Genomic DNA, 20,885 nt, shown 5'->3' on the forward strand with positions numbered 1-20,885 from the left:
GTTTCACATGAAACGTTGTAGTTGGGTACCAAAAAATAACACCTTATATTGTGATTATCATGATAATGAATGGGGAAAATTGGTGAAAGATGATAATAAATTATTTGAATTGTTATGTCTAGAAAGTTATCAGTCAGGCTTATCTTGGTGGACGGTCTTAAAAAAGCGTGAAGCTTTTAAATCTGTCTTCTACCATTATCAGATTGATCAAGTTGCTTTATTTACGGATGAAGAGATGACCAATGCACTTAAAAACCCTGACATTATTAGACACCGTTTAAAATTGGAAACTACTGTCAATAATGCAAATATGATTTTAAAAATACAATCAGAATTTGGTAGCTTTTTTGACTATATTTGGCATTTTGTTGGTAAAAAAGTAATTGTTCATTCTGTAAATGATAGTCAACAGGTATTATCACAAAATTTATTGTCACAAAGTCTTTCTAAAGATTTAAAAAAAAAGAGGTTTTAAGTTTTTGGGTCCTACAACAATTTATTCCTTTTTAGAAGCCTCAGGATTCATAGATGATCATGAGGATCAATGTGATTTTAAAAAGAAGGTTATTTAACCTTCTTCTTTTTAGGTAAAACAATTGAAAATTAGGTCAATTATATTTTTTAATGATAAAATGTAATTACATTTCGAATAGATAAGTGGGTGTGTTATGAAAGCAGAAATTATTGCAGTTGGTACAGAGATTTTAACAGGACAAATTGTAAATACAAATGCTCAGTTTTTATCAGAAAAGATGGCTGAACTAGGTATTGATATTTATTTTCAAACTGTTGTTGGTGACAATGAGACAAGATTACTGTCGGTTATTGAACTAGCGAGCAAAAGGAGTGACCTCATTATACTATGTGGTGGCTTAGGCCCAACAGAAGATGACTTGACAAAACAAACACTAGCTAAATACTTAAATAAACAATTAGTTTTTGATGAAGAAGCTAATCAAAAATTGGATGCATTTTTCGCTAGTAGAGATCAGTTTAGCAGAACACCTAACAATGAAAGACAAGCTCAATTAATAGAAGGGTCAATTCCTCTTCAAAATCGTACAGGACTAGCTGTCGGTGGCATAATTACATCATCAGATAGACAATATGTTGTATTGCCTGGACCCCCTAGTGAATTAAAACCAATGGTTAATGAACAATTGATTCCTCATTTATCAAAATCAAATACTAAACTCTATTCTAGAGTCTTACGATTCTTCGGTATTGGTGAAAGTCAATTAGCTACAATTTTATCTGACTTTATTGAAAATCAAACAGATCCAACATTAGCACCCTATGCAAAGATTGGTGAAGTCACTTTACGGATGTCTACTAAAGCAATTAATCAAGTTGAAGCTACTAAAAAGCTTGAGGCATTAGAAGGTAAACTATTAGCTACTAAAACACTAGACAATAAGTATCTATCTGATTTCTTTTATGGTTACGGTGAAAATAATTCTTTACCTGAAGTTGTCTTTAATCTTTTAAAAGAATCTCATACCACTATTTCAGTTGCAGAAAGTTTGACAGCAGGACTATTTCAGTCAACATTAGCCGATTTCCCAGGGGTATCTAAACTATTTTTTGGTGGGTTTATCACTTATAGTTTAAAAGAAAAATCAAAAATGCTTTCTATTAATAAAAAAGAGTTAGAAAAACATGGTGTTGTAAGTGCCTATACAGCTGAAAAAATGGCAAGTCAAGCAAGGTTATTAACAAAAACGGATATTGGTGTTAGTTTAACTGGTGTGGCTGGGCCAGAATCATTAGAAGGTCATAAAGCAGGAACTGTTTTTATTGGCATTGCGACAAAAGAAAAGACTGTATCTTATAAAGTAAATGTTGGAAATAGAACACGCTCAGACATACGCTATATAGCTTGTTTAAACGCATTTAATCTAGTCCGAAAAACTTTATTAAATCTTTAAAATTTGCTATAATTAGAGGACGTTAGAAATGAAGTTTGACATTGAAAGATGTTAACGAAGGAGACATAATTGGCAAAAAAAGTTAAAAAGACTGAAGAAATTAGCAAAAAATTTGGTGACGAACGTCGTAAAGCATTGGATGATGCCTTAAAAAATATTGAAAAAGATTTTGGAAAAGGTGCAGTTATGCGTCTTGGTGAACGAGCAGAACAAAAAGTTCAAGTAATGAGTTCTGGAAGTTTGGCACTTGATATTGCTTTGGGTGCGGGTGGTTATCCAAAAGGACGTATTATCGAAATATATGGTCCTGAGAGTTCAGGTAAAACCACAGTAGCTTTACATGCGGTTGCGCAAGCTCAAAAAGACGGCGGAATTGCTGCTTTTATTGATGCTGAACACGCACTTGATCCAGCTTATGCAGCAGCACTTGGGGTTAATATTGATGATTTGTTACTTTCACAACCTGATTCAGGAGAACAAGGACTTGAGATTGCTGGCAAATTAATTGACTCTGGTGCAGTTGATTTAGTTGTTATTGATTCAGTTGCTGCCTTAGTACCTCGTGCAGAAATCGATGGTGATATTGGTGATAGTCATGTTGGTTTACAAGCCAGAATGATGAGTCAAGCTATGCGCAAATTATCAGCATCAATTAATAAAACGAAAACAGTTGCAATCTTTATTAACCAATTGCGTGAAAAAGTTGGTATTATGTTTGGTAATCCTGAGACAACTCCTGGTGGACGTGCATTAAAATTCTATGCTTCAGTACGTTTGGATGTTCGTGGTAATACGCAAATAAAAGGTACTGGTGATCAACGTGATCAAAATGTTGGCAAAGAAACCAAAATTAAAGTTGTTAAAAATAAAGTTGCTCCACCATTTAAAGAAGCTTTCGTTGAAATTATGTATGGAGAAGGTATTTCTCGTACAGGTGAGTTAGTAAAAATAGCAACTGATTTGGATATTATTCAAAAAGCAGGTGCTTGGTATTCTTACAATGGTAACAAAATTGGACAAGGTTCAGAAAATGCTAAACGTTTCCTAGCAGATAATCAAGACATATTTGATGAAATTGATCATAAAGTTCGCGTTCATTATGGATTAATTGAAGATGATCAAATTGAAAAAAATGAAACAAAAACAGTAGAAGAAAATAATGAGTCTGAATTAACTTTAGATCTTGATGATGCTATTGAATTAGAAGATTAATAAAAACAACCTAAAGGTTGTTTTTTTATTCATATAAAAATGAGATTTATAAAAAATAAAGACTTATTTTTAGGTATTTTTTAGATTTTATTTTAAAATAGAGTGTATAAAAATAAATATTACCTAAAAAATAGGTCTAAAGACCTATGTTCTAAAAAATTGCCTGTGCTATAATGTATGTATCACGAAATAGAAAGTGAGAAACAACATGATTAAGATTTATACTATCTCAAGTTGTACTAGCTGTAAAAAAGCTAAAACATGGCTTAATTCCCATCAGCTACCATATAAAGAACAGAATTTAGGAAAAGAACCATTAACAAAAGAAGAAATTTTAGCTATTTTATCTAAAACGGAAAGTGGCGTAGAAAGTATTGTTTCATCAAAAAATCGTTATGCAAAAGCATTAAATTGTGATATTGATGAGCTTAGTGTCAGCGAGGTTATTGATTTAATTCAAGATAATCCACGTATTTTGAAAAGTCCGATATTAATTGATGACAAGCGATTACAAGTCGGTTATAAAGAAGATGATATTCGAGCATTCTTGCCTCGTTCAATTAGAAATGTAGAGAACGCCGAAGCTCGTCTAAGAGCAGCTTTATAAAATAGTAAAAAGAGTCCAGTTGGTCTCTTTTTATTTTAGAGAGAAATACTAGAATTCTTGTTTATTATTAAAAAATAAGCTATAATAAGTCGTAACTATTAATATAAAGAAAGTAGGTGTAAGTATGGGATTTACAGATGAAACAGTCCGCTTTAACTTGGACGATAGTAATAAAAAAGAAATCAGTGAAACACTTACAGCTGTTTACCACTCTCTTGATGAAAAAGGCTACAATCCAATTAATCAAATCGTAGGATATGTTTTAAGTGGAGATCCTGCTTATGTTCCTCGTTATAATGATGCTCGTAATCAAATTCGTAAATATGAGCGTGATGAAATTGTAGAAGAGCTTGTTCGTTATTATTTACAAGGAAATGGAATAGATCTTAAATGAGAATAATGGGATTGGACGTTGGCTCAAAGACAGTCGGAGTGGCTATTAGTGATCCCTTAGGCTTCACTGCACAAGGACTTGAAATCATAAAAATCAATGAAGAAGTCGGAGATTTTGGATTTGATCGTCTTTCTGAGCTCGTTGGTGCCTATAAAGTTGAAAAGTTTGTTGTTGGTTTACCTAAAAACATGAATAATACTAGTGGTCCAAGAGTAGAAGCTAGTCAAGCCTATGGTAAAAAAATAAAAGAATTATTCGATATACCAGTGGAATACCAAGACGAACGTCTAACAACAGTTCAAGCGGAAAGAATGTTAATAGAACAAGCTGATGTTAGTAGAGGAAAACGCAAAAAAGTCATTGATAAGTTGGCAGCGCAGCTAATTTTACAAAATTATTTAGATCGTATGTATTAAGGAGATATAATGGCACATAATCACGACCATGAACATAACCATGAACCAGAATTAATTACTCTTGTTGACGAAAACGGAAATGAAACATTATTTGAAATTCTTTTAACCATTGACGGTAAAGAAGAATTTGGGAAAAACTATGTTTTGTTAGTGCCAACTGGTGCTGAAGCTGACGAAGCAGGTGAAATCGAAATTCAAGCTTATTCATTTACTGAGAATGAAGATGGAACAGAAGGTGATTTACAACCAATTCCAGAGGATTCAAATGAAGAATGGGATATGATTGAAGAAGTCTTCAATAGTTTTATGGATGAAGAATAAAAAAGGTGCGTGTGCTCCTTTTTTTTATTTAAAAATCGAATATATAAGTGGGAGGACTTAATAAACATTTGAAATTAACAGAAGAGGAAAGACATTTTTTTAAAAGCTATAATAAAACCAAATATCATTATTTTAAATCTATTTACCAATATGCTAATCTCTTGAAGAAATTGACTAAATCTTAGATTCTGATATACTGTTATTAATATCATTCAAGGAGAAAAATAGTGAATCCAACTGTTGAAAATCACTTACAGGATAACAGTAAAATTGTATATCAAGAGGGACCTAAGCCGCACACCAATAAATATGAAACAAGAGTGCCTCGTTTACATCAAATATACTTATTGTTTTTTAGTATAGTGATAAGCCTGATATCTTTGGCATTACCAAGTTTACAAAACTTTGCAAATAGTTTTCAGTCAAATCAGTTAGCCATCGGATTATTGATAACAAAAGGACAATTGCCATATACTGATTTATTCGCAACAGGAGGAATTCTTTATTATGCATTGATTGGATTGAGTTACTTATTAGGAAATACACTATCTCTGATATTGATTCAATTTATAGCCTTTTTTATTTCAGGTATTTATTTTTATAAGATTATTAATTATTTTACATTGCACCAGAAATTTGCTTTAGTCTATACCATTTTATTGTATCTTTTTCAATTTACATTAGGCTTTGGCGGAATGTATCCAATTCAATTTTCATTACCATTTTTAATGATTTCATTATGGTTTTTAGTGAAATATTTTGCTGGTATTGTTAAAGATGAAGCTTTTATCTTATATGGATTTGCTGGTTCAGCTGCAATGTTAATTGAACCTAGGACGCTTATTTATTGGGGATTGTCTTTAATTGCTATTGCAATTTTTAATATAAAAGAAAAACACTTCGCAAGAGGATTTTATCAAATATTGTGTATTATTTTAGGAACAATTCTTGTTTTTTACACAGCTGGCTATTTTATTTTAAATCTTCAATTATTATTCCCTTATATTGCACAAGCAATTGTTTATCCCTTCACCTATTTTGCAAATGGTAAAGAAGATCTTTTAATGACACTGATTTATCAACTAGCTCTGTTAATGGTAACTGGTCAGTTAACAGGTATTTTGACATTTAAAACAATTTTAAGGGAAGCAAAAGATAATGCTATAAAATGGCTATTATTTATTCTAGTCATTGTTTATTCAGTTCTTGTGATGATTACGCGAGATTATCATGTCTATCACTTATTGACAGTGCTACCATTTGGTTTAATTTTAACTGCGATTTATTTAAATGAAAGATTTAATATTGCAAAACGAAAATCAACACATAGACGATTAAGAGTGCGTGGTGAGCAAAACAAAATTACTGTTCAATTTTTCAAAAGTCATTTCTATTTACCAATCATTATTATGATTGGGGCATTAGCTTTTCCGATTATTCAAACAATCCAACACCAAAGTGTCAACCAGGAAAGAAAAATCGTTTCAAACTATTTACAGAGTAAAGCTAAATCATCAGAAACGTTATATGCTTGGGATGATTCTTCAATTATTCATATCAAGACAGGTCTTAAAGGAGATTCACAATTTTTATCACCATTAGTTTATACGTCAAAAAAATCTCATTTAAAACTCTTAGAAGATGAATTGCTACAACATACAGCAAAATACATCGTCGTTAATAAATCCTTAGAAATGTCATCTACACTAAAAAAAGACATTAAAAAGCATTATAAAACCGTCAAACTTAGTCAGTTAGACCACTTAGAAATCTATATTAAAAAATAAAAAAATCAATATATTGTGTTTTAGAAAATTTATTGACACAATATATTGATTTTTTTGAAATCGGTGTTATAATAGTCGAGTAAGGAGAGATAATTATGATGATACTTGAAAAAGAAGATATAAAATTACAGCCTAGTATAAAAGTCATTAAACGTGACGGCAGATTAGTTGATTTTGATACTAATAAAATTTACAGTGCTCTGTTGAAGGCTAGTATAAAAGTTGATAAGATGTCTCCTCTGTTAGAAACAAAATTAAAAGCTATTTCTGAGCGAGTTGTATCAGAAATTGCAAACCGATTTAACGATGATATCAAAATTTATGAAATTCAAAACATTGTTGAACATGAATTATTATCAGCAAATGAATATGCCATAGCTAATGAATATATTCAATACCGTACTAAACGTGATTTTGCTCGTAGTCAAGCAACTGATATTAATTTTTCTATTGATAAATTATTAAATAAAGATCAAACGGTTGTTAATGAGAATGCTAATAAAGATAGTGATGTCTTTAATACACAAAGAGATTTAACAGCTGGAATTGTAGGTAAATCAATTGGATTAAAAATGCTCCCTGCTCATGTTGCTAATGCACATCAAAAAGGAGATATACATTATCATGATTTGGATTATAGTCCTTATACACCGATGACCAATTGTTGTTTGATTGATTTTAAAGGGATGTTAGCAAATGGATTTAAAATAGGGAATGCCGAAGTGGAAAGCCCAAAATCAATTCAAACTGCGACAGCACAAATTTCTCAAATTATTGCTAATGTTGCCTCTAGTCAGTATGGTGGTTGTACGGCAGACCGTATTGATGAATTCTTGGCACCATATGCAGAGTTGAACTATCAGAAGCATCTAAAAGATGCAGAAAAATGGGTCTCTGAAGAATTAAGAGAACAATATGCAAGGGAAAAAACACAAAAAGACATTTATGATGCAATGCAGTCTCTTGAATATGAAATCAATACTTTGTTTACTTCTAATGGACAAACCCCATTTACTTCCCTAGGTTTTGGACTGGGAACAAGCTGGTTTGAGAGAGAAATCCAAAAATCAATATTGACTATTCGTATTAAAGGATTAGGGAGTGAACATCGGACTGCTATTTTTCCAAAATTAATTTTTACAGTTAAACGAGGATTAAATTTAGAACCAGGTTCACCAAACTATGATATCAAGCAACTGGCAATTGAATGTGCGACTAAACGTATGTATCCAGATATGTTGTCTTACGACAAAATAATCTCTTTAACAGGTTCATTTAAAGCACCGATGGGATGTCGTTCTTTCTTACAAGGTTGGAAGGATGAAAATGGTCAAGAAATTAATTCTGGAAGAATGAATCTCGGAGTTGTAACGATTAATTTACCAAGAATTGCTATGGAATCAAATGGTGATATGGATAAATTCTGGACTATTTTCTCAGAACGTATGCAAATTGGAAAAGATGCTTTAGTCTATCGAGTAGAAAGAGTTAAAGAAGCAACTCCGGCAAACGCACCTATCTTGTATCAGTATGGCGCATTTGGAAAAAGATTAGCTAAAATAGATAATGTTGATGAACTTTTCAAAAATAGAAGAGCTACGGTTTCATTAGGTTATATAGGTTTATATGAAGTTGCAACCGTTTTTTATGGTGGACAATGGGAATCTAACCAAGACGCTAAGAATTTTACAGTTGAAATTGTTAAACAAATGAAAGACTTATGTGAATCATGGTCACAAGAATATGGCTATCATTTTTCAGTTTATTCAACACCATCTGAAAGTTTAACAGATCGTTTTTGCCGACTAGATACTGAGAAATTTGGAATTGTGGAAGATATAACAGATAAAGAATACTATACCAATTCTTTCCATTACGATGTTCGCAAAAATCCAACACCTTTTGAAAAGTTAGATTTTGAAAGTATATATCCTGAGTCTGGCGCGTCAGGTGGTTTTATACACTATTGTGAATACCCCGTTTTACAACAAAATCCAAAAGCATTAGAAGCAGTTTGGGATTATGCTTATGATAGAGTTGGCTATTTAGGAACGAATACTCCAATTGATAAATGTTATAAATGCCAATTTGAGGGAGATTTTACACCAACTGAAAGAGGATTTACTTGCCCAAATTGTGGGAACAGTGATCCTAAAACAGTAGATGTTGTTAAAAGAACTTGTGGTTATCTTGGTAATCCTCAAGCAAGACCAATGGTTAATGGTCGCCATAAAGAAATTTCTGCGCGTGTAAAACATATGAACGGATCAACTATAAAATATCCAGGCCTCTAAGTTTATATTAGCTAATATTATGATAAAATATGATAAGTTAACTATATCTATTAGTTAATGAATCATAGAAAGAGGAATGATAAGATGGGAAAATATCAATTAGATTATAAAGGTATGCAACAAGTGGATCGATTCCATGAAAAACACTCTAAAGGCAGTTCAACAACACCTAAAGAGCGTGCAAAATTGTTGAAAGAGCAATTTTTACAAAAATCAAAAGCAAAATCAAAGAAGTGAGTTAAAGAATGTTACAAATTGGTTTAATTGGTTTAGGAAAAATAGCAGAAAAAGCTTATCTTCCCTATATGAGACAACTCCCTGATGTCAAATGGCATATCTCGACAAGAGATAAGACTGTTCGTGAAACAGTTAAAGGATTATTTTCTAGTGCAAAAACTTATCAAGATATTGATCAATTATTAGCTCAAGAATTAGATGGTGTGTTTATTCATGCAGCAACCAAAGTTCATTTTGATTTAGCGTCACGCTTTTTATCAAGAGGCATTCCTGTCTACATGGATAAACCCGCTACAGAATCTTTTGACACAACAAAAAAACTTTATGATATTGCAGAAAAACATGACACTTTTTTAATGATTGGTTTTAATAGAAGATTTGCACCGAGGGTTCTAGAATTAAAATCGTTATCAAATAAAAAACAAATACATGTTGAAAAAAATGATATTGACAGACCAGGAGAACGATAATTTAAACTATTTGATTTCTTTATTCATCCATTAGATACCGCTTTATTTTTAATAGATGGAGAGTTAAGAGAAGGTTACTTTAATTATAGGTTAACTGAAAATGGTCTGTTAAGCAGAGTAAGTGTTTTGTTAGAGACTAGTCATGAGACTGTCAATGTATCGATGAATCTATCCTCGGGAAGTAGACGTGAAATCATGGAAGTTCAGACACCAAAAGAAACCCTCTTAGTTGAAAATTTGGAAAATCTTACAGCTTTTGAAAATACAAAAGCGATCCATAAGTCATTTGGTTCTTGGGATTCAACCTTGTATAAAAGAGGCTTTGAGACGATTATTGACAGCTTTATAGCTGCAATTGAAGGTGAAGTTGACAACCCTGTGAACCCAGTGTCAAGTTTGATGAGTCATTGGATCTGTCAACAAATTAATCAATCAACAGGGCAATGTGGACAATTAGAATTAAAACTACCTCGATAAAGGAGAATTATGGAATTAAGAAGACCAACAGCTGATGATGAAATGGCTATTATAGAAATGATTCATGAGTTTGAAAGTCATGAAAGTCCTCATGATGGTGGTTTTTGGAATTCTGATGAATTTGATTATACGACTTGGTTAGAGAATAATATGAAAAGTGAAGCCGGTATTGATATAGCTGACGGGTGGGTTCCAGCTATACAATTAGTTGCTTTTGTGGATCAAAAAGCAATTGGCTTTTTAAATCTAAGACTCAGATTGAATGATTTTCTTTATGAAAAAGGTGGTCATATTGGTTACAGTGTCAGACCAAGTGAACGTCAAAAAGGATATGCTAAGGAAATGTTAAGACAAGCGTTGGTATTAGCAAGTCAAAAAAATATTAATCCAGTACTAGTCACTTGTCATGTTGACAATCTTGCCAGTAGGGCAGTAATACTAAGTAATTATGGTATTTTTGACAGTACTATTGAGGAAACGGAACGATACTGGATAGATACTGAGTAGAGTAGGTTAGGTTGAAAATGAAACAAGAGAATTGGAATAATCCTAAAGCAAAAGAATGGAAATCTCAAGAACTTAGTCAGGGACGTGTTATAGATTATAAAGCATTTAATTTTGTTGATGGCGAAGGAGTACGCAATTCATTATATGTTTCGGGCTGTATGTTTCACTGTAAAGGATGTTACAATGCTGCGACTTGGTCCTTTAAAGCAGGAATTCCATATACTCAAGAACTAGAAAATCAGATCATGGAAGATTTAGCACAACCTTATGTCCAAGGTCTAACCCTACTAGGTGGTGAACCTTTTTTGAATACTGGTATTTTAATCCCATTAATTAAAAGAGTTCGAAAGGAATTACCAACTAAAGATATCTGGTCTTGGACTGGATATACTTGGGAAGAATTAATGAATGAAACTGATGATAAATTGGAGATGCTACATTTAATTGATATATTGGTTGATGGTCGGTTTGATATTACAAAAAAGAATTTAATGCTTCAATTTAGAGGTTCATCTAATCAACGTATAATAGATGTTCAAAAATCTTTATCATCTAAAGAAGTCATCATTTGGGATAAATTGAATGATGGAGAGACACATTTTGAGCAAGTTTCTCACCATCTTTAAAATAGTTATCCACAATATAAGGACCAATTAAAGCTTTTAATTGGTCCTTATGTGATAAAATGATGTAGTTATCCTCTATTTATCCTCATACTTACCCACAACTTGTGGATAAAATATGAAAAAAGGGGATTAATTCCCTTTTTTTAAATATATTAGCTCTTTTGGTGTCGATTTTTCAACAGAATAAGTGTAACCTTCAAAAGAAATAGCTCTGAGTTCATCTAATGTTTGAATTTGTTTTGTGAGGATTTGAGTTAGGAGGTCGCCACGACCTTTCTTAGAAATGGTTGAGTGTGATTTTAGTTGTCCTTCTTTTTCTTCATAAAACTTTACTCTAATAAATTTTGCTGATATATTAGGTGAGAAAACAGATTCAAATTCTGAAGATAAAAGAGATACAATGGTATCTTGTTGTGCTGCAAAATGATCATAGTCTTCTCGCCATAATTGTGATAACCGTTTATCATGTATTTTAAAAGCATTATGAAAATCTAGTCGATGTGGTGCAATTGGAAATAAAGCTGGAATGATGCCATAAAGTGAAGAAGTGATAAAAACATGTTTATTGAGGAATTGTCTCTCTATTGATGATAAGTTATCTCTATTGATATGACGATACATTAGTCCATTAAAGAGTGATAGTGCCGGAAAAGATTGATTTTGTCTCTGAGCCAAAAGTTCCCATCTCTGTTTTTCGGTTTTAGCAGCCTCCTCTTTTATCTTATATCCTTTTTGTAGCTTATCCACAGAAAAGGAACTCATCTCATCGATGAGTTCTTTTGTTTTTTTCGCTAAAGGTAGAGTTGTTTTTTCAATAGACTGTGTATTAGAAAGTTCTTTTGCGGTCGGTATTAGAAATGTAATCATAGGTTTATTCTATTAAAGAAACAGTACTATTGTCAAGTTATTCTGTTATGTAGCTATTTTTAAATCTAATCCCGTCAGAATCTTCGGTTATAAAATAATTGTCTCCAGTTTCAAGAATGTTAAGTCCATAAAGTCTAGCTTTTTTTCACTTGCTTTAAAGATAACAGCATCTTTATATTCTAAACTGACTAGTGCAAGACCTGGCATTCCTTCATTATGTTTGTTTAAACCTTTACCTGCCCAATGATTAAATGCAAAATGATGATGATACTCACCAGAAGCAACCCAACTAGCCGTTGGGACAGTCATTTTATTGGTGATTGGGAAGATTTTTTGATAGAGCTGACTAGAGGCAATAGCATCTCTGACACTAAAGTGGACATGACCAATTCTCGTGCCTTTTGGTAATTGATAAGGTTCCTCAATTGATGAGACACTATCAATGAGTGATTGAGCATCTAATTCTTCAGTGACTCCGATGATGCGACCATCTTCACGAATATCCCAAACAGACATATCTTTATCATGATAAATTTCGATACCATTCCCTTCAGGATCATTGAGATAAATAGCTTGGCTATAGCCATGATCTGCTCCACCAATTAGTTCAGCATGTTGATAAACGAGATGATATAGAACTTGAGCGAAACTGTCTTTGTCTGGCACTAAAAAAGCAGTGTGATAAAGTCCATAACTAAAGTGATCACCCTTTTTAACTTCAACTAACTGTAAGATGCTGTCTTTTCCATTTGTCGTCAAATCCATGGTTGTATCTGTTGCTGATAAGATAGAAAATCCAAAAATATCAGAGTAAAAACTTGTCATTTCTTTTAGGTTTTCAACATTTAAAGTGACTTGGTTAATTTGGATATCTGATTGATAAGGATATGTCATCATGAACTCCTTTTAAATATTACTAATTATTGATAATTCATTATAACGCGCTATACCTATATAATTCATAGTAAATTGATTATAAGCTATTTTGGGTGACGTCTTGCCATATCAATAAATTTGAATTTTTCTAACTTATGACGACTTTCAGTAAACTGAAATTGTTGGTTATTTGATAAGTATACTTTTGATTTGACAGAGACAACATGATTTTCACTACCAAGGTCAAGCAAGATTTTGTCTTTATCAGAAATATGATCAATTGTGATTTCCTTTAAAGCAAAATCGATGGGTAACCCCAAATCTGATTCTAGATAAGCATAAATGGAGTGTTCAGCTATTTCTCTGGTCATTTTTGGAATTAATTCTTTATCAAGGTAATCAATATCAAGAACAGATGCAATGCCATCAACAACACGTTGACGAGTGACACGCCAAACGATTTGATGTAGTCTAAACCCAGTTATTTTAGCAAGTGATTCATCAATAATGACTTTGTCGATAGCAATCACATTCGTCTTAGAATTCATACTAAATGTAGCTACTAACTCTTGGTAACTTGTTAGTTCAGCAACAGGAAATAAGATTCGTTCATTTTTGGTTATTTGACTTCCTCTCCCTTGAGTTTTAGTAATTAAACCAGTGTTTTCAAGTAATTTTAAAGCTTTTCGAATAGTATCTCGACTGACCTTATACTTTTGACTTAAGTCATGTTCAGTTGGTAGAAAATCACCATCTTTATAGTTTTCTGTCAGGATATCTGTTTCAATTTGTTGGTAAATGTGTTGGTATTTTTTCATCATAATCTTTCATTTTAGTAATTTGTCTATAAAAAGACGGACAACCTTACTTATTTTAGCAGAAAATAAGTTAAATTTCACCAAACAACTTGCATACAAATTTGAAATCGATTACAATTTTCTTATAAGAGCTTTATACCTATTGAAGCTCAAACGGACGTTGTTCTTTTGATAAACGTATCACAAAAAAAGGAGCTAGGGTGACCTAGGGTAAAAAAATGGGTAAATATGAAAATGATGCTCGCCAATTACTAGAGTCAGTTGGTGGGAAAGAAAATATTAAGGCAGTTACACATTGTGCAACGCGTATGCGCTTTGTCTTAAATGATAATGATAAAGCAAATGTCAAAGCAATTGAAAAATTGTCTTCTGTAAAAGGAACTTTTACTAATGCAGGTCAATTCCAAGTTATTATTGGTAATGATGTTCCAATTTTCTACAATGATTTTACAGCAGTTTCAGGAATTGAGGGCGTCTCAAAAGAAGCAGCAAAATCTGCAGCAAAAAGTAATCAAAATCCAATTCAACGTGTTATGACGATGCTGGCTGAAATCTTCACACCAATTATTCCAGCAATTATTGTTGGTGGTTTGATTTTAGGTTTTAGAAATGTCATTGATAGTGTTCCAATGGGATTTTTACATGGAAAAACGATTGTTGAAGTTTCTCAATTTTGGTCTGGTGTAGATGCCTTCTTATGGCTACCAGGGGAAGCTATTTTCCATTTCTTACCTGTAGGAATTACTTGGTCAGTAACACGAAAAATGGGGACAACACAGATTTTAGGTATTGTTTTGGGGATCTGTTTAGTTTCACCTCAATTATTGAATGCCTATTCTGTTGCTAGCACGCCTGCATCAGAAATTGCTAAAAAATGGGTATGGGACTTTGGTTATTTTACTGTTAATCGTATTGGCTATCAAGCTCAAGTTATTCCAGCTTTATTAGCAGGTCTATCTCTTTCTTACTTAGAAATCTTTTGGCGTAAACGTATTCCAGAAGTGATATCAATGATATTTGTACCATTCCTATCTTTAGTTCCCGCTATTATCTTAGCACATACTGTTTTGGGACCAATTGGATGGACAATTGGTAAAGGTATTTCATTTGTTGTTCTTGCTGGTCTTACTGGTCCAGTTAAATGGTTATTTGGTGCTATTTTTGGTGCCCTATATGCGCCACTTGTTATTACTGGTTTACACCATATGACAAACGCCATTGATACACAATTGATTGCTGATACTGCAACAAGTACTACGGGTCTTTGGCCAATGATTGCTTTATCAAATATTGCTCAAGGTTCTGCCGTTTTTGCCTTCTACTTTATGAATCGTAAAGACGAACGTGCTGCAGAAGTATCACTTGCTGCAACTATCTCAGCATATCTTGGTGTCACTGAACCAGCACTTTTTGGGGTTAACTTGAAATACGTTTACCCATTTGTAGCTGGTATGATTGGTTCAGGTATTGCAGGTCTTTTATCGACATCTATGAATGTACAAGCTAATGCTATTGGTGTTGGTGGTTTACCAGGATTTATCTCAATTAATACAAAATACATGCTTCAATTTTTCATTTGTATGATTGTAGCTATAGTTGTACCATTCTTATTAACTTTCTTCTTCCGTAAGTCAGGTATTATGACAAAAGTTGAAGACGAAGAAAAACAAGATGACTTACTTCAAGAAGACACGGTTACACCAGTTTCTTCACCAGTAACAAAAGAAACTCAAAGTTTGAAAGAAACTATTATCAAAAGCCCACTAACAGGTCAAGTCAAACCATTAAGTGATGCCGTTGATCCAGTTTTTGCTCAAGGTGTTATGGGAAAAGGTGTCTTACTACAACCAACTAATGGAGAATTAGTATCACCAGTTGATGGACAAATAACAGTGTTGTTCCCAACAAAACATGCTATTGGACTGGTTACAAATGATGGTTTAGAATTATTAATGCATATTGGTATGGACACAGTTAACCTTGATGGAAAAGGATTTACTGCTCATGTTAAACAAGGTGATCTTGTAAGTGCAGGTCAAAAATTAATCTCATTTGATATTGCAGCTATTAGTGAAGAAGGTTACCCAACTGAAACACCATTAGTTATAACAAACCAAGAAGATTACAATCTTGACTATGTTATTGAATTACCAAATCAAGTGACAGTTGGTCAAGAAGTGATGACTGTAAAAAGTTCATAAGCCAATTGAATGACAATAGAATCAGGAACTGTTTACAGTTCCTGAACTTATTTAAGGAGAAAAATTGAAATGACAATAGATAAACGAAAAGTTGTATATCAAATTTATCCAAAATCTTATAAAGATACAACAGGAAATGGTGTTGGTGATCTCAGAGGTATTATTGAAAAATTGCCATATTTAAAAGAGCTAGGTATTGATATGGTTTGGCTAAATCCCTTTTATCCAAGTCCACAACGTGATAATGGCTATGATATTTCAGATTACACAGCGGTGAACCCTGATTTTGGTACAATGGAAGACTTTGAAGAGATGATTGCCAAAGGACGTCAATATGGTATTGAATTCATGCTTGATATGGTTTTGAATCATTGTTCAACAGAACATGAATGGTTAAAAAAAGCACTAGCTGGGGATCCCTATTATCAAGATTTCTTTATCTTAAGAGATCAACCGACAGATTGGGTTTCTAAATTTGGTGGAAATGCTTGGGCACCATTTGGAGATACTGGAAAATATTATCTACACCTTTTTGACATTACACAAGCAGATTTAAATTGGCGTAACCCAAATGTTCGTGAGGAATTATTTAAAGTCGTCAATTTCTGGCGTGATAAAGGTGTCAAAGGTTTTCGATTTGATGTGATTAACTTAATCGGAAAAGATGCTGAATTAAAAGATTGTCCAATTAATGATGGAAAACCGGCATATACAGATAGACCAATTACGCATGACTTTTTGAAAATGCTGAATAATGCCAGTTTTGGTGAAGATGATTCATTTATGACTGTAGGTGAAATGTCAGCAACTACGATTGAAAATTGTATTTTGTATACCGCACCAGAACGTGAAGAGTTGTCAATGGCCTTTAATTTCCATCATTTGAAGGTTGATTATCAAGATGGACAAAAATGGACCATTATGGATTTTGATTTTGTAACCTTACGTGATTTATTCCACTCATGGGGTGAAGGCATGAGTCAAGGAAATGGTTGGAATGCACTCTTTTATAATAATCATGACCAACCACGAGCACTAAATCGTTTCGTAGATATCAAAAACTTCAGAAATGAAGGTGCAACGATGTTAGCTGCTTCGATTCATTTATCTCGTGGAACACCTTATATCTACATGGGTGAAGAAATTGGGATGATAGACCCAGATTATGATTCAATGTCTGATTATGTTGACATTGAAAGTCTAAATGCCTATCAAATCCTTTTAGACCAAGGAAAGAGTTCTGAAGAAGCTTTTACTATTATCAAAGCAAAATCAAGAGATAATGCTAGAACACCTATGCAATGGGATGATAGTCAAAACGCTGGATTTACAAGTGCTACACCTTGGCTAAAACCAGCAAAAAGTTATCAAGATATCAATGTTCAAAACGAAAAAAATGGGAAAATCTTCCCATTCTATCAACGTTTAATTCAATTGCGTAAAGATTTACCAATCATTGCTGAAGGCGATTACAAAGCTGCTTATAAAGATAGCAAATCTGTCTATGCCTTTGAACGTCAGCTTAATGACCAACACTTACTTGTGTTAAATAATTTTTATGGCGAAGTTATTTCACTAGACCTTCCAGAAGAATATCAAAATGGTTCAGTTTTGATTTCAAATTATGAAGATATAAAACCAATTGGTAAGCAAATTGAATTGCAACCTTATCAAACTATAGCAATTAGTAATAAATAAAAAAACAACCTTTGAGTTGTTTTTTTATTCTTCTTCTGGATAAGTCATTTTCCAGTCTTTTCGTAATCTTGTCATAATATTCATAACATCTTGTGTATAGTTAAGATGCATTTGATTGCTATTTGTTAAGACAGCTTTTTCCATGTCGGCAATTTCATATGCTAAGGCATTTGAGGTATTACCAGCTTCAATTACTTCTTGGTGATTATCTTCTGTATAAGTGATGATAGCTTTATCACCTCTAGGGTATTCAAAAATCTCAATGTACCCCTTATCAAAAGCAATTGTTCCACGTTTGGGTTGTTTAGCATGGAGACTCAAGGCAATGGTTGCCATTTCACCTTTAGGATTTGCTAATAGGATTCCAACTTGTTCGTCAACACCAGTTGGTGCTAATGTTACTTGGGAACTAATCTGGGTGGGTGTTTCTGACATAAACCATCTAACAAATGAAAGTGCATAGACACCAATATCAAGTAATGCACCACCAGCAAGTTGACGATTAAAGAAACGATTTGACATGTCATATTCTTTATAGCTACCAAAATTGAGCTGAATCATTTTTAAAGGACCAAGTTTATCAGAATCTATGATTTCACTTAATTGCTTGTAGATTGGCATATGAAAAATGGTCATTGCTTCTGCTAAAATAACCTGATTTTCTTTTGCTAGCTGAATAGCCTCTGCTAGCTCATCGGAATTTAGTGTAATCGACTTTTCACAAAGAACATGTTTGCCATGGCTTAAGGCTTGTCTCAAAAAGCCAATATGTGTATTATGTGGCGTTGAAATGTAGATGATATCAACCTCTGGGTCTGAAAAAACATCTTCAATCTGGTCATAAACTTTTTCAATTCCATATTTTTTGGCAAAAGCAATTCCTTTTTCATGTGTTCTATTCGCTACAGAGTAGAGTTTTTGTCCTTTACTTTCTAAAGCTTGTGCTAATTCATTTGCAATAACACCTGTCCCTAATGTAGCCCAATGTAAGTTCTTTTGATTCATGTGATGTCTCCTTTTTTATTAGTATAACAAATAAATATGTTTTATGTACTACTTGGAAATAAGTTGTTTAGAGCTTTTCCAAATCATTTTTGGTACAATAAGAACACTAAAAATATTTTAGAATGGAGATATTAATGACAAGATACCAAGATAATTTTTATGAAGCTGTCAATGGCGAGTGGGCTAAAACAGCCGTTATTCCAGATGATAAACCAAGGACAGGAGGATTTTCTGATCTTGCTGATGAAATTGAAGCATTAATGCTGTCAACCACAGATCAATGGCTAGCTGATGAAAATAAGCCTAGTGATACGATATTAAATCATTTTATTGCCTTTCATAAAATGACTGCCGATTATCAAAAACGTGAAGAAGTAGGAGTATCACCAGTATTACCATTAATTGAGGAATATAAAAATCTACAATCTTTCTCAGAATTTGCATCAAAGGTTGCAGAGTTTGAGTTAGATGGAAAACCAAATGAATTTCCATTTGGAGTTGCTCCTGATTTTATGAATGCACAATTAAATGTTCTTTGGGCTGAGGCTCCAGGTATTATTTTACCAGATACAACTTATTATAATGATGATAATGAAAAAGGAAAAGGAAAAGAACTTCTAGCACTTTGGCGAAAAAGCCAAGAGGAATTACTTCCTTTGTTTGGCTTTACAGAACAAGAAATTAAAGATATTTTAGATAAGGTCTTAACTTTAGATGCAAAATTGGCACAATATGTCTTATCTCGTGAAGAAGGTTCTGAGTATGTAAAACTTTATCATCCTTACAATTGGGATGATTTTACAAAATTAGCACCTGAACTTCCATTGGATACTATTTTCCAAAAGATTCTGGGACAAAAACCAGACAAGATTATTGTTCCTGAAGAACGTTTCTGGACTGAGCTTGCATCTGACTATTACTCAGAATCTAACTGGGAACTATTAAAAGCTGAGTTGGTTTTATCAGCAGCTAATGCCTATAATTCTTATTTAACAGATGAAATTCGTATTAAGTCAGGAGCTTATAGTAGAGCTTTATCAGGGACACCACAAGCAATGGATAAGAAAAAAGCAGCCTATTACCTTGCTTCTGGTCCTTATAATCAAGCACTAGGATTGTGGTATGCTGGAGAAAAATTTTCACCAGAAGCGAAAGCTGATGTCGAGCATAAGATTGCAACAATGATAGATGTTTATAAGTCACGCCTAGAGAAAACAGATTGGTTAGAAAAGTCTACTCGTGAAAAAGCTATTGTTAAGCTAAATGTTATCACGCCACACATTGGGTATCCTGAGAAATTACCTGAAACTTATGCCAAAAAAGTCATTGATCCAACACAATCACTAGTTGAAAATGCTAGGAATTTAAGTAAGATTTCAATTGCACATAGTTGGAGTAAATGGAATAAGCCAGTTGATAGAAGTGAGTGGCATATGCCTGCACATATGGTCAATGCTTATTATGACCCACAACAAAATCAAATTGTTTTTCCAGCAGCCATTTTACAAGCTCCTTTTTACTCATTAAATCAAAGTTCTTCTGCTAACTATGGAGGTATAGGAGCGGTTATTGCTCATGAGATATCGCATGCCTTTGATACAAATGGTGCTTCGTTTGATGAAAATGGGAGTCTAAATAACTGGTGGACGGATGAGGACTTTGCTGCATTCAAAGAAAAAACAGATAAAGTAGTGGAACAGTTTGATGGTTTAGAAAGTCATGGGGCAAAGGTAAATGGTAAGTTAACAGTATCAGAAAATGTTGCAGATCTTGGAGGGGTTGCTTGTGCTTTAGAAGCAGCTAAGAAAGACCACGATTTTTCTGTCAAAGATTTCTTTATTAATTTTGCGACAATATGGCGAATGAAAGCGCGTGATGAGTATATGCAAATGCTTGCTAGTGTTGATGTTCATGCACCAGCACAGTGGAGAACGAACGTCACGGTTACAAACTTTGAAGAGTTTCATAAAGAATTTGATGTCAAAGAAGGGGATGGTATGTGGCGTCCGGTAGAAAAACGGGTTATCATTTGGTAAAAGCATAAAAAATATCTAAAAATAAGTTGGTATAAATTTGAATTTAATTAGAAAAAATCTAATAAAAAGCTTGACAAATTAATAATATTACTATATTATTGTATTATG

General features: G+C 33.1%; 17 protein-coding genes and 3 pseudogenes. 16 read left to right on the plus strand and 4 right to left on the minus strand.

All coding sequences use genetic code 11. The annotated features are described in order from the left end of the window. The first annotated feature begins 7 nt into the window (after positions 1 to 7). From STRUR_RS00420 to nrdG, 13 genes and pseudogenes are all read left to right on the plus strand, one after another. Positions 8 to 572: pseudogene (locus tag STRUR_RS00420) on the plus strand (DNA-3-methyladenine glycosylase I). A gap of 96 nt (positions 573 to 668) precedes the next feature. Beyond that, positions 669 to 1,928, plus strand: a complete 1,260-nt coding sequence (locus STRUR_RS00425; RefSeq protein WP_006740047.1) for a competence/damage-inducible protein A — start codon at positions 669 to 671, stop codon at positions 1,926 to 1,928. Positions 1,929 to 1,997: 69 nt separating this feature from the next. Next, a complete protein-coding gene (gene recA / locus STRUR_RS00430; RefSeq protein WP_006739035.1) occupies positions 1,998 to 3,140 on the plus strand; it encodes a recombinase RecA in 1,143 nt (380 codons plus the stop codon). A 208-nt stretch (positions 3,141 to 3,348) separates the two neighbouring features. Continuing rightward, positions 3,349 to 3,747 carry a transcriptional regulator Spx gene (gene spx / locus STRUR_RS00435; protein WP_006739023.1) on the plus strand — a complete coding sequence of 133 codons (399 nt, stop codon included), beginning with the start codon at positions 3,349 to 3,351 and terminating at the stop codon, positions 3,745 to 3,747. Positions 3,748 to 3,871: 124 nt separating this feature from the next. Next, positions 3,872 to 4,141, plus strand: a complete 270-nt coding sequence (locus STRUR_RS00440; RefSeq protein ID WP_006738453.1) for an IreB family regulatory phosphoprotein — start codon at positions 3,872 to 3,874, stop codon at positions 4,139 to 4,141. Then, positions 4,138 to 4,557, plus strand: a complete 420-nt coding sequence (gene ruvX, locus STRUR_RS00445) for a Holliday junction resolvase RuvX (RefSeq protein WP_006740248.1) — start codon at positions 4,138 to 4,140, stop codon at positions 4,555 to 4,557. Before STRUR_RS00440 ends, ruvX begins: the two co-directional genes overlap by 4 nt. A gap of 9 nt (positions 4,558 to 4,566) precedes the next feature. Next, positions 4,567 to 4,878 carry a DUF1292 domain-containing protein gene (locus STRUR_RS00450; RefSeq protein WP_006739290.1) on the plus strand — a complete coding sequence of 104 codons (312 nt, stop codon included), beginning with the start codon at positions 4,567 to 4,569 and terminating at the stop codon, positions 4,876 to 4,878. Positions 4,879 to 5,105: 227 nt separating this feature from the next. Continuing rightward, positions 5,106 to 6,665 (plus strand): hypothetical protein, encoded by a 1,560-nt coding sequence (locus STRUR_RS00455; RefSeq protein ID WP_006739923.1) that lies wholly within the window; start codon positions 5,106 to 5,108, stop codon positions 6,663 to 6,665. Positions 6,666 to 6,760: 95 nt separating this feature from the next. After that, positions 6,761 to 8,959, plus strand: coding sequence for an anaerobic ribonucleoside-triphosphate reductase (gene nrdD, locus STRUR_RS00460; protein WP_006739258.1), 2,199 nt, complete (start codon positions 6,761 to 6,763; stop codon positions 8,957 to 8,959). Positions 8,960 to 9,043: 84 nt separating this feature from the next. Next, a complete protein-coding gene (locus tag STRUR_RS11655; RefSeq protein ID WP_006739610.1) occupies positions 9,044 to 9,196 on the plus strand; it encodes a hypothetical protein in 153 nt (50 codons plus the stop codon). An 8-nt stretch (positions 9,197 to 9,204) separates the two neighbouring features. Further along, positions 9,205 to 10,143, plus strand: a pseudogene (locus STRUR_RS11795) (Gfo/Idh/MocA family protein). A 9-nt stretch (positions 10,144 to 10,152) separates the two neighbouring features. Next, positions 10,153 to 10,650 carry a GNAT family N-acetyltransferase gene (locus STRUR_RS00475; protein WP_006738530.1) on the plus strand — a complete coding sequence of 166 codons (498 nt, stop codon included), beginning with the start codon at positions 10,153 to 10,155 and terminating at the stop codon, positions 10,648 to 10,650. Between the two features lie 17 nt (positions 10,651 to 10,667). Continuing rightward, positions 10,668 to 11,276 carry an anaerobic ribonucleoside-triphosphate reductase activating protein gene (nrdG, locus tag STRUR_RS00480; RefSeq protein ID WP_006739155.1) on the plus strand — a complete coding sequence of 203 codons (609 nt, stop codon included), beginning with the start codon at positions 10,668 to 10,670 and terminating at the stop codon, positions 11,274 to 11,276. Positions 11,277 to 11,405: 129 nt separating this feature from the next. Here nrdG and yaaA read toward each other — a convergent pair whose 3' ends face one another. From yaaA to treR, 3 genes and pseudogenes are all read right to left on the minus strand, one after another. Beyond that, on the minus strand, positions 11,406 to 12,143 hold the full coding sequence (yaaA, locus tag STRUR_RS00485) for a peroxide stress protein YaaA (protein ID WP_006740489.1): 738 nt from the start codon (positions 12,141 to 12,143) through the stop codon (positions 11,406 to 11,408). Positions 12,144 to 12,180: 37 nt separating this feature from the next. Then, a pseudogene (locus tag STRUR_RS00490) lies at positions 12,181 to 13,037 on the minus strand (VOC family protein). Between the two features lie 86 nt (positions 13,038 to 13,123). Next, positions 13,124 to 13,837 (minus strand): trehalose operon repressor, encoded by a 714-nt coding sequence (treR, locus tag STRUR_RS00495; protein ID WP_006740627.1) that lies wholly within the window; start codon positions 13,835 to 13,837, stop codon positions 13,124 to 13,126. A gap of 218 nt (positions 13,838 to 14,055) precedes the next feature. Here treR and treP point away from each other — a divergent pair, with 218 nt between their 5' ends. Further along, positions 14,056 to 16,038 (plus strand): PTS system trehalose-specific EIIBC component, encoded by a 1,983-nt coding sequence (gene treP / locus STRUR_RS00500; RefSeq protein WP_006740135.1) that lies wholly within the window; start codon positions 14,056 to 14,058, stop codon positions 16,036 to 16,038. A gap of 69 nt (positions 16,039 to 16,107) precedes the next feature. Continuing rightward, the gene (treC, locus tag STRUR_RS00505) at positions 16,108 to 17,736 is read left to right on the plus strand and encodes an alpha,alpha-phosphotrehalase (RefSeq protein WP_006738831.1); all 1,629 of its coding nucleotides are present in this window, start codon (positions 16,108 to 16,110) and stop codon (positions 17,734 to 17,736) included. 24 nt (positions 17,737 to 17,760) lie between these two features. Here treC and STRUR_RS00510 read toward each other — a convergent pair whose 3' ends face one another. Then, positions 17,761 to 18,741 carry a Gfo/Idh/MocA family protein gene (locus STRUR_RS00510; RefSeq protein WP_006740242.1) on the minus strand — a complete coding sequence of 327 codons (981 nt, stop codon included), beginning with the start codon at positions 18,739 to 18,741 and terminating at the stop codon, positions 17,761 to 17,763. A gap of 134 nt (positions 18,742 to 18,875) precedes the next feature. On the opposite strand from STRUR_RS00510, the gene STRUR_RS00515 reads away from it, so the two are divergent. Continuing rightward, entirely contained in the window at positions 18,876 to 20,777 is a 1,902-nt protein-coding gene (locus STRUR_RS00515) for a M13 family metallopeptidase (RefSeq protein ID WP_006739761.1), read from the plus strand. Positions 20,778 to 20,885 lie beyond the last annotated feature (108 nt).

The organism is Streptococcus urinalis 2285-97, from assembly GCF_000188055.2.
Lineage (GTDB): Bacteria > Bacillota > Bacilli > Lactobacillales > Streptococcaceae > Streptococcus > Streptococcus urinalis.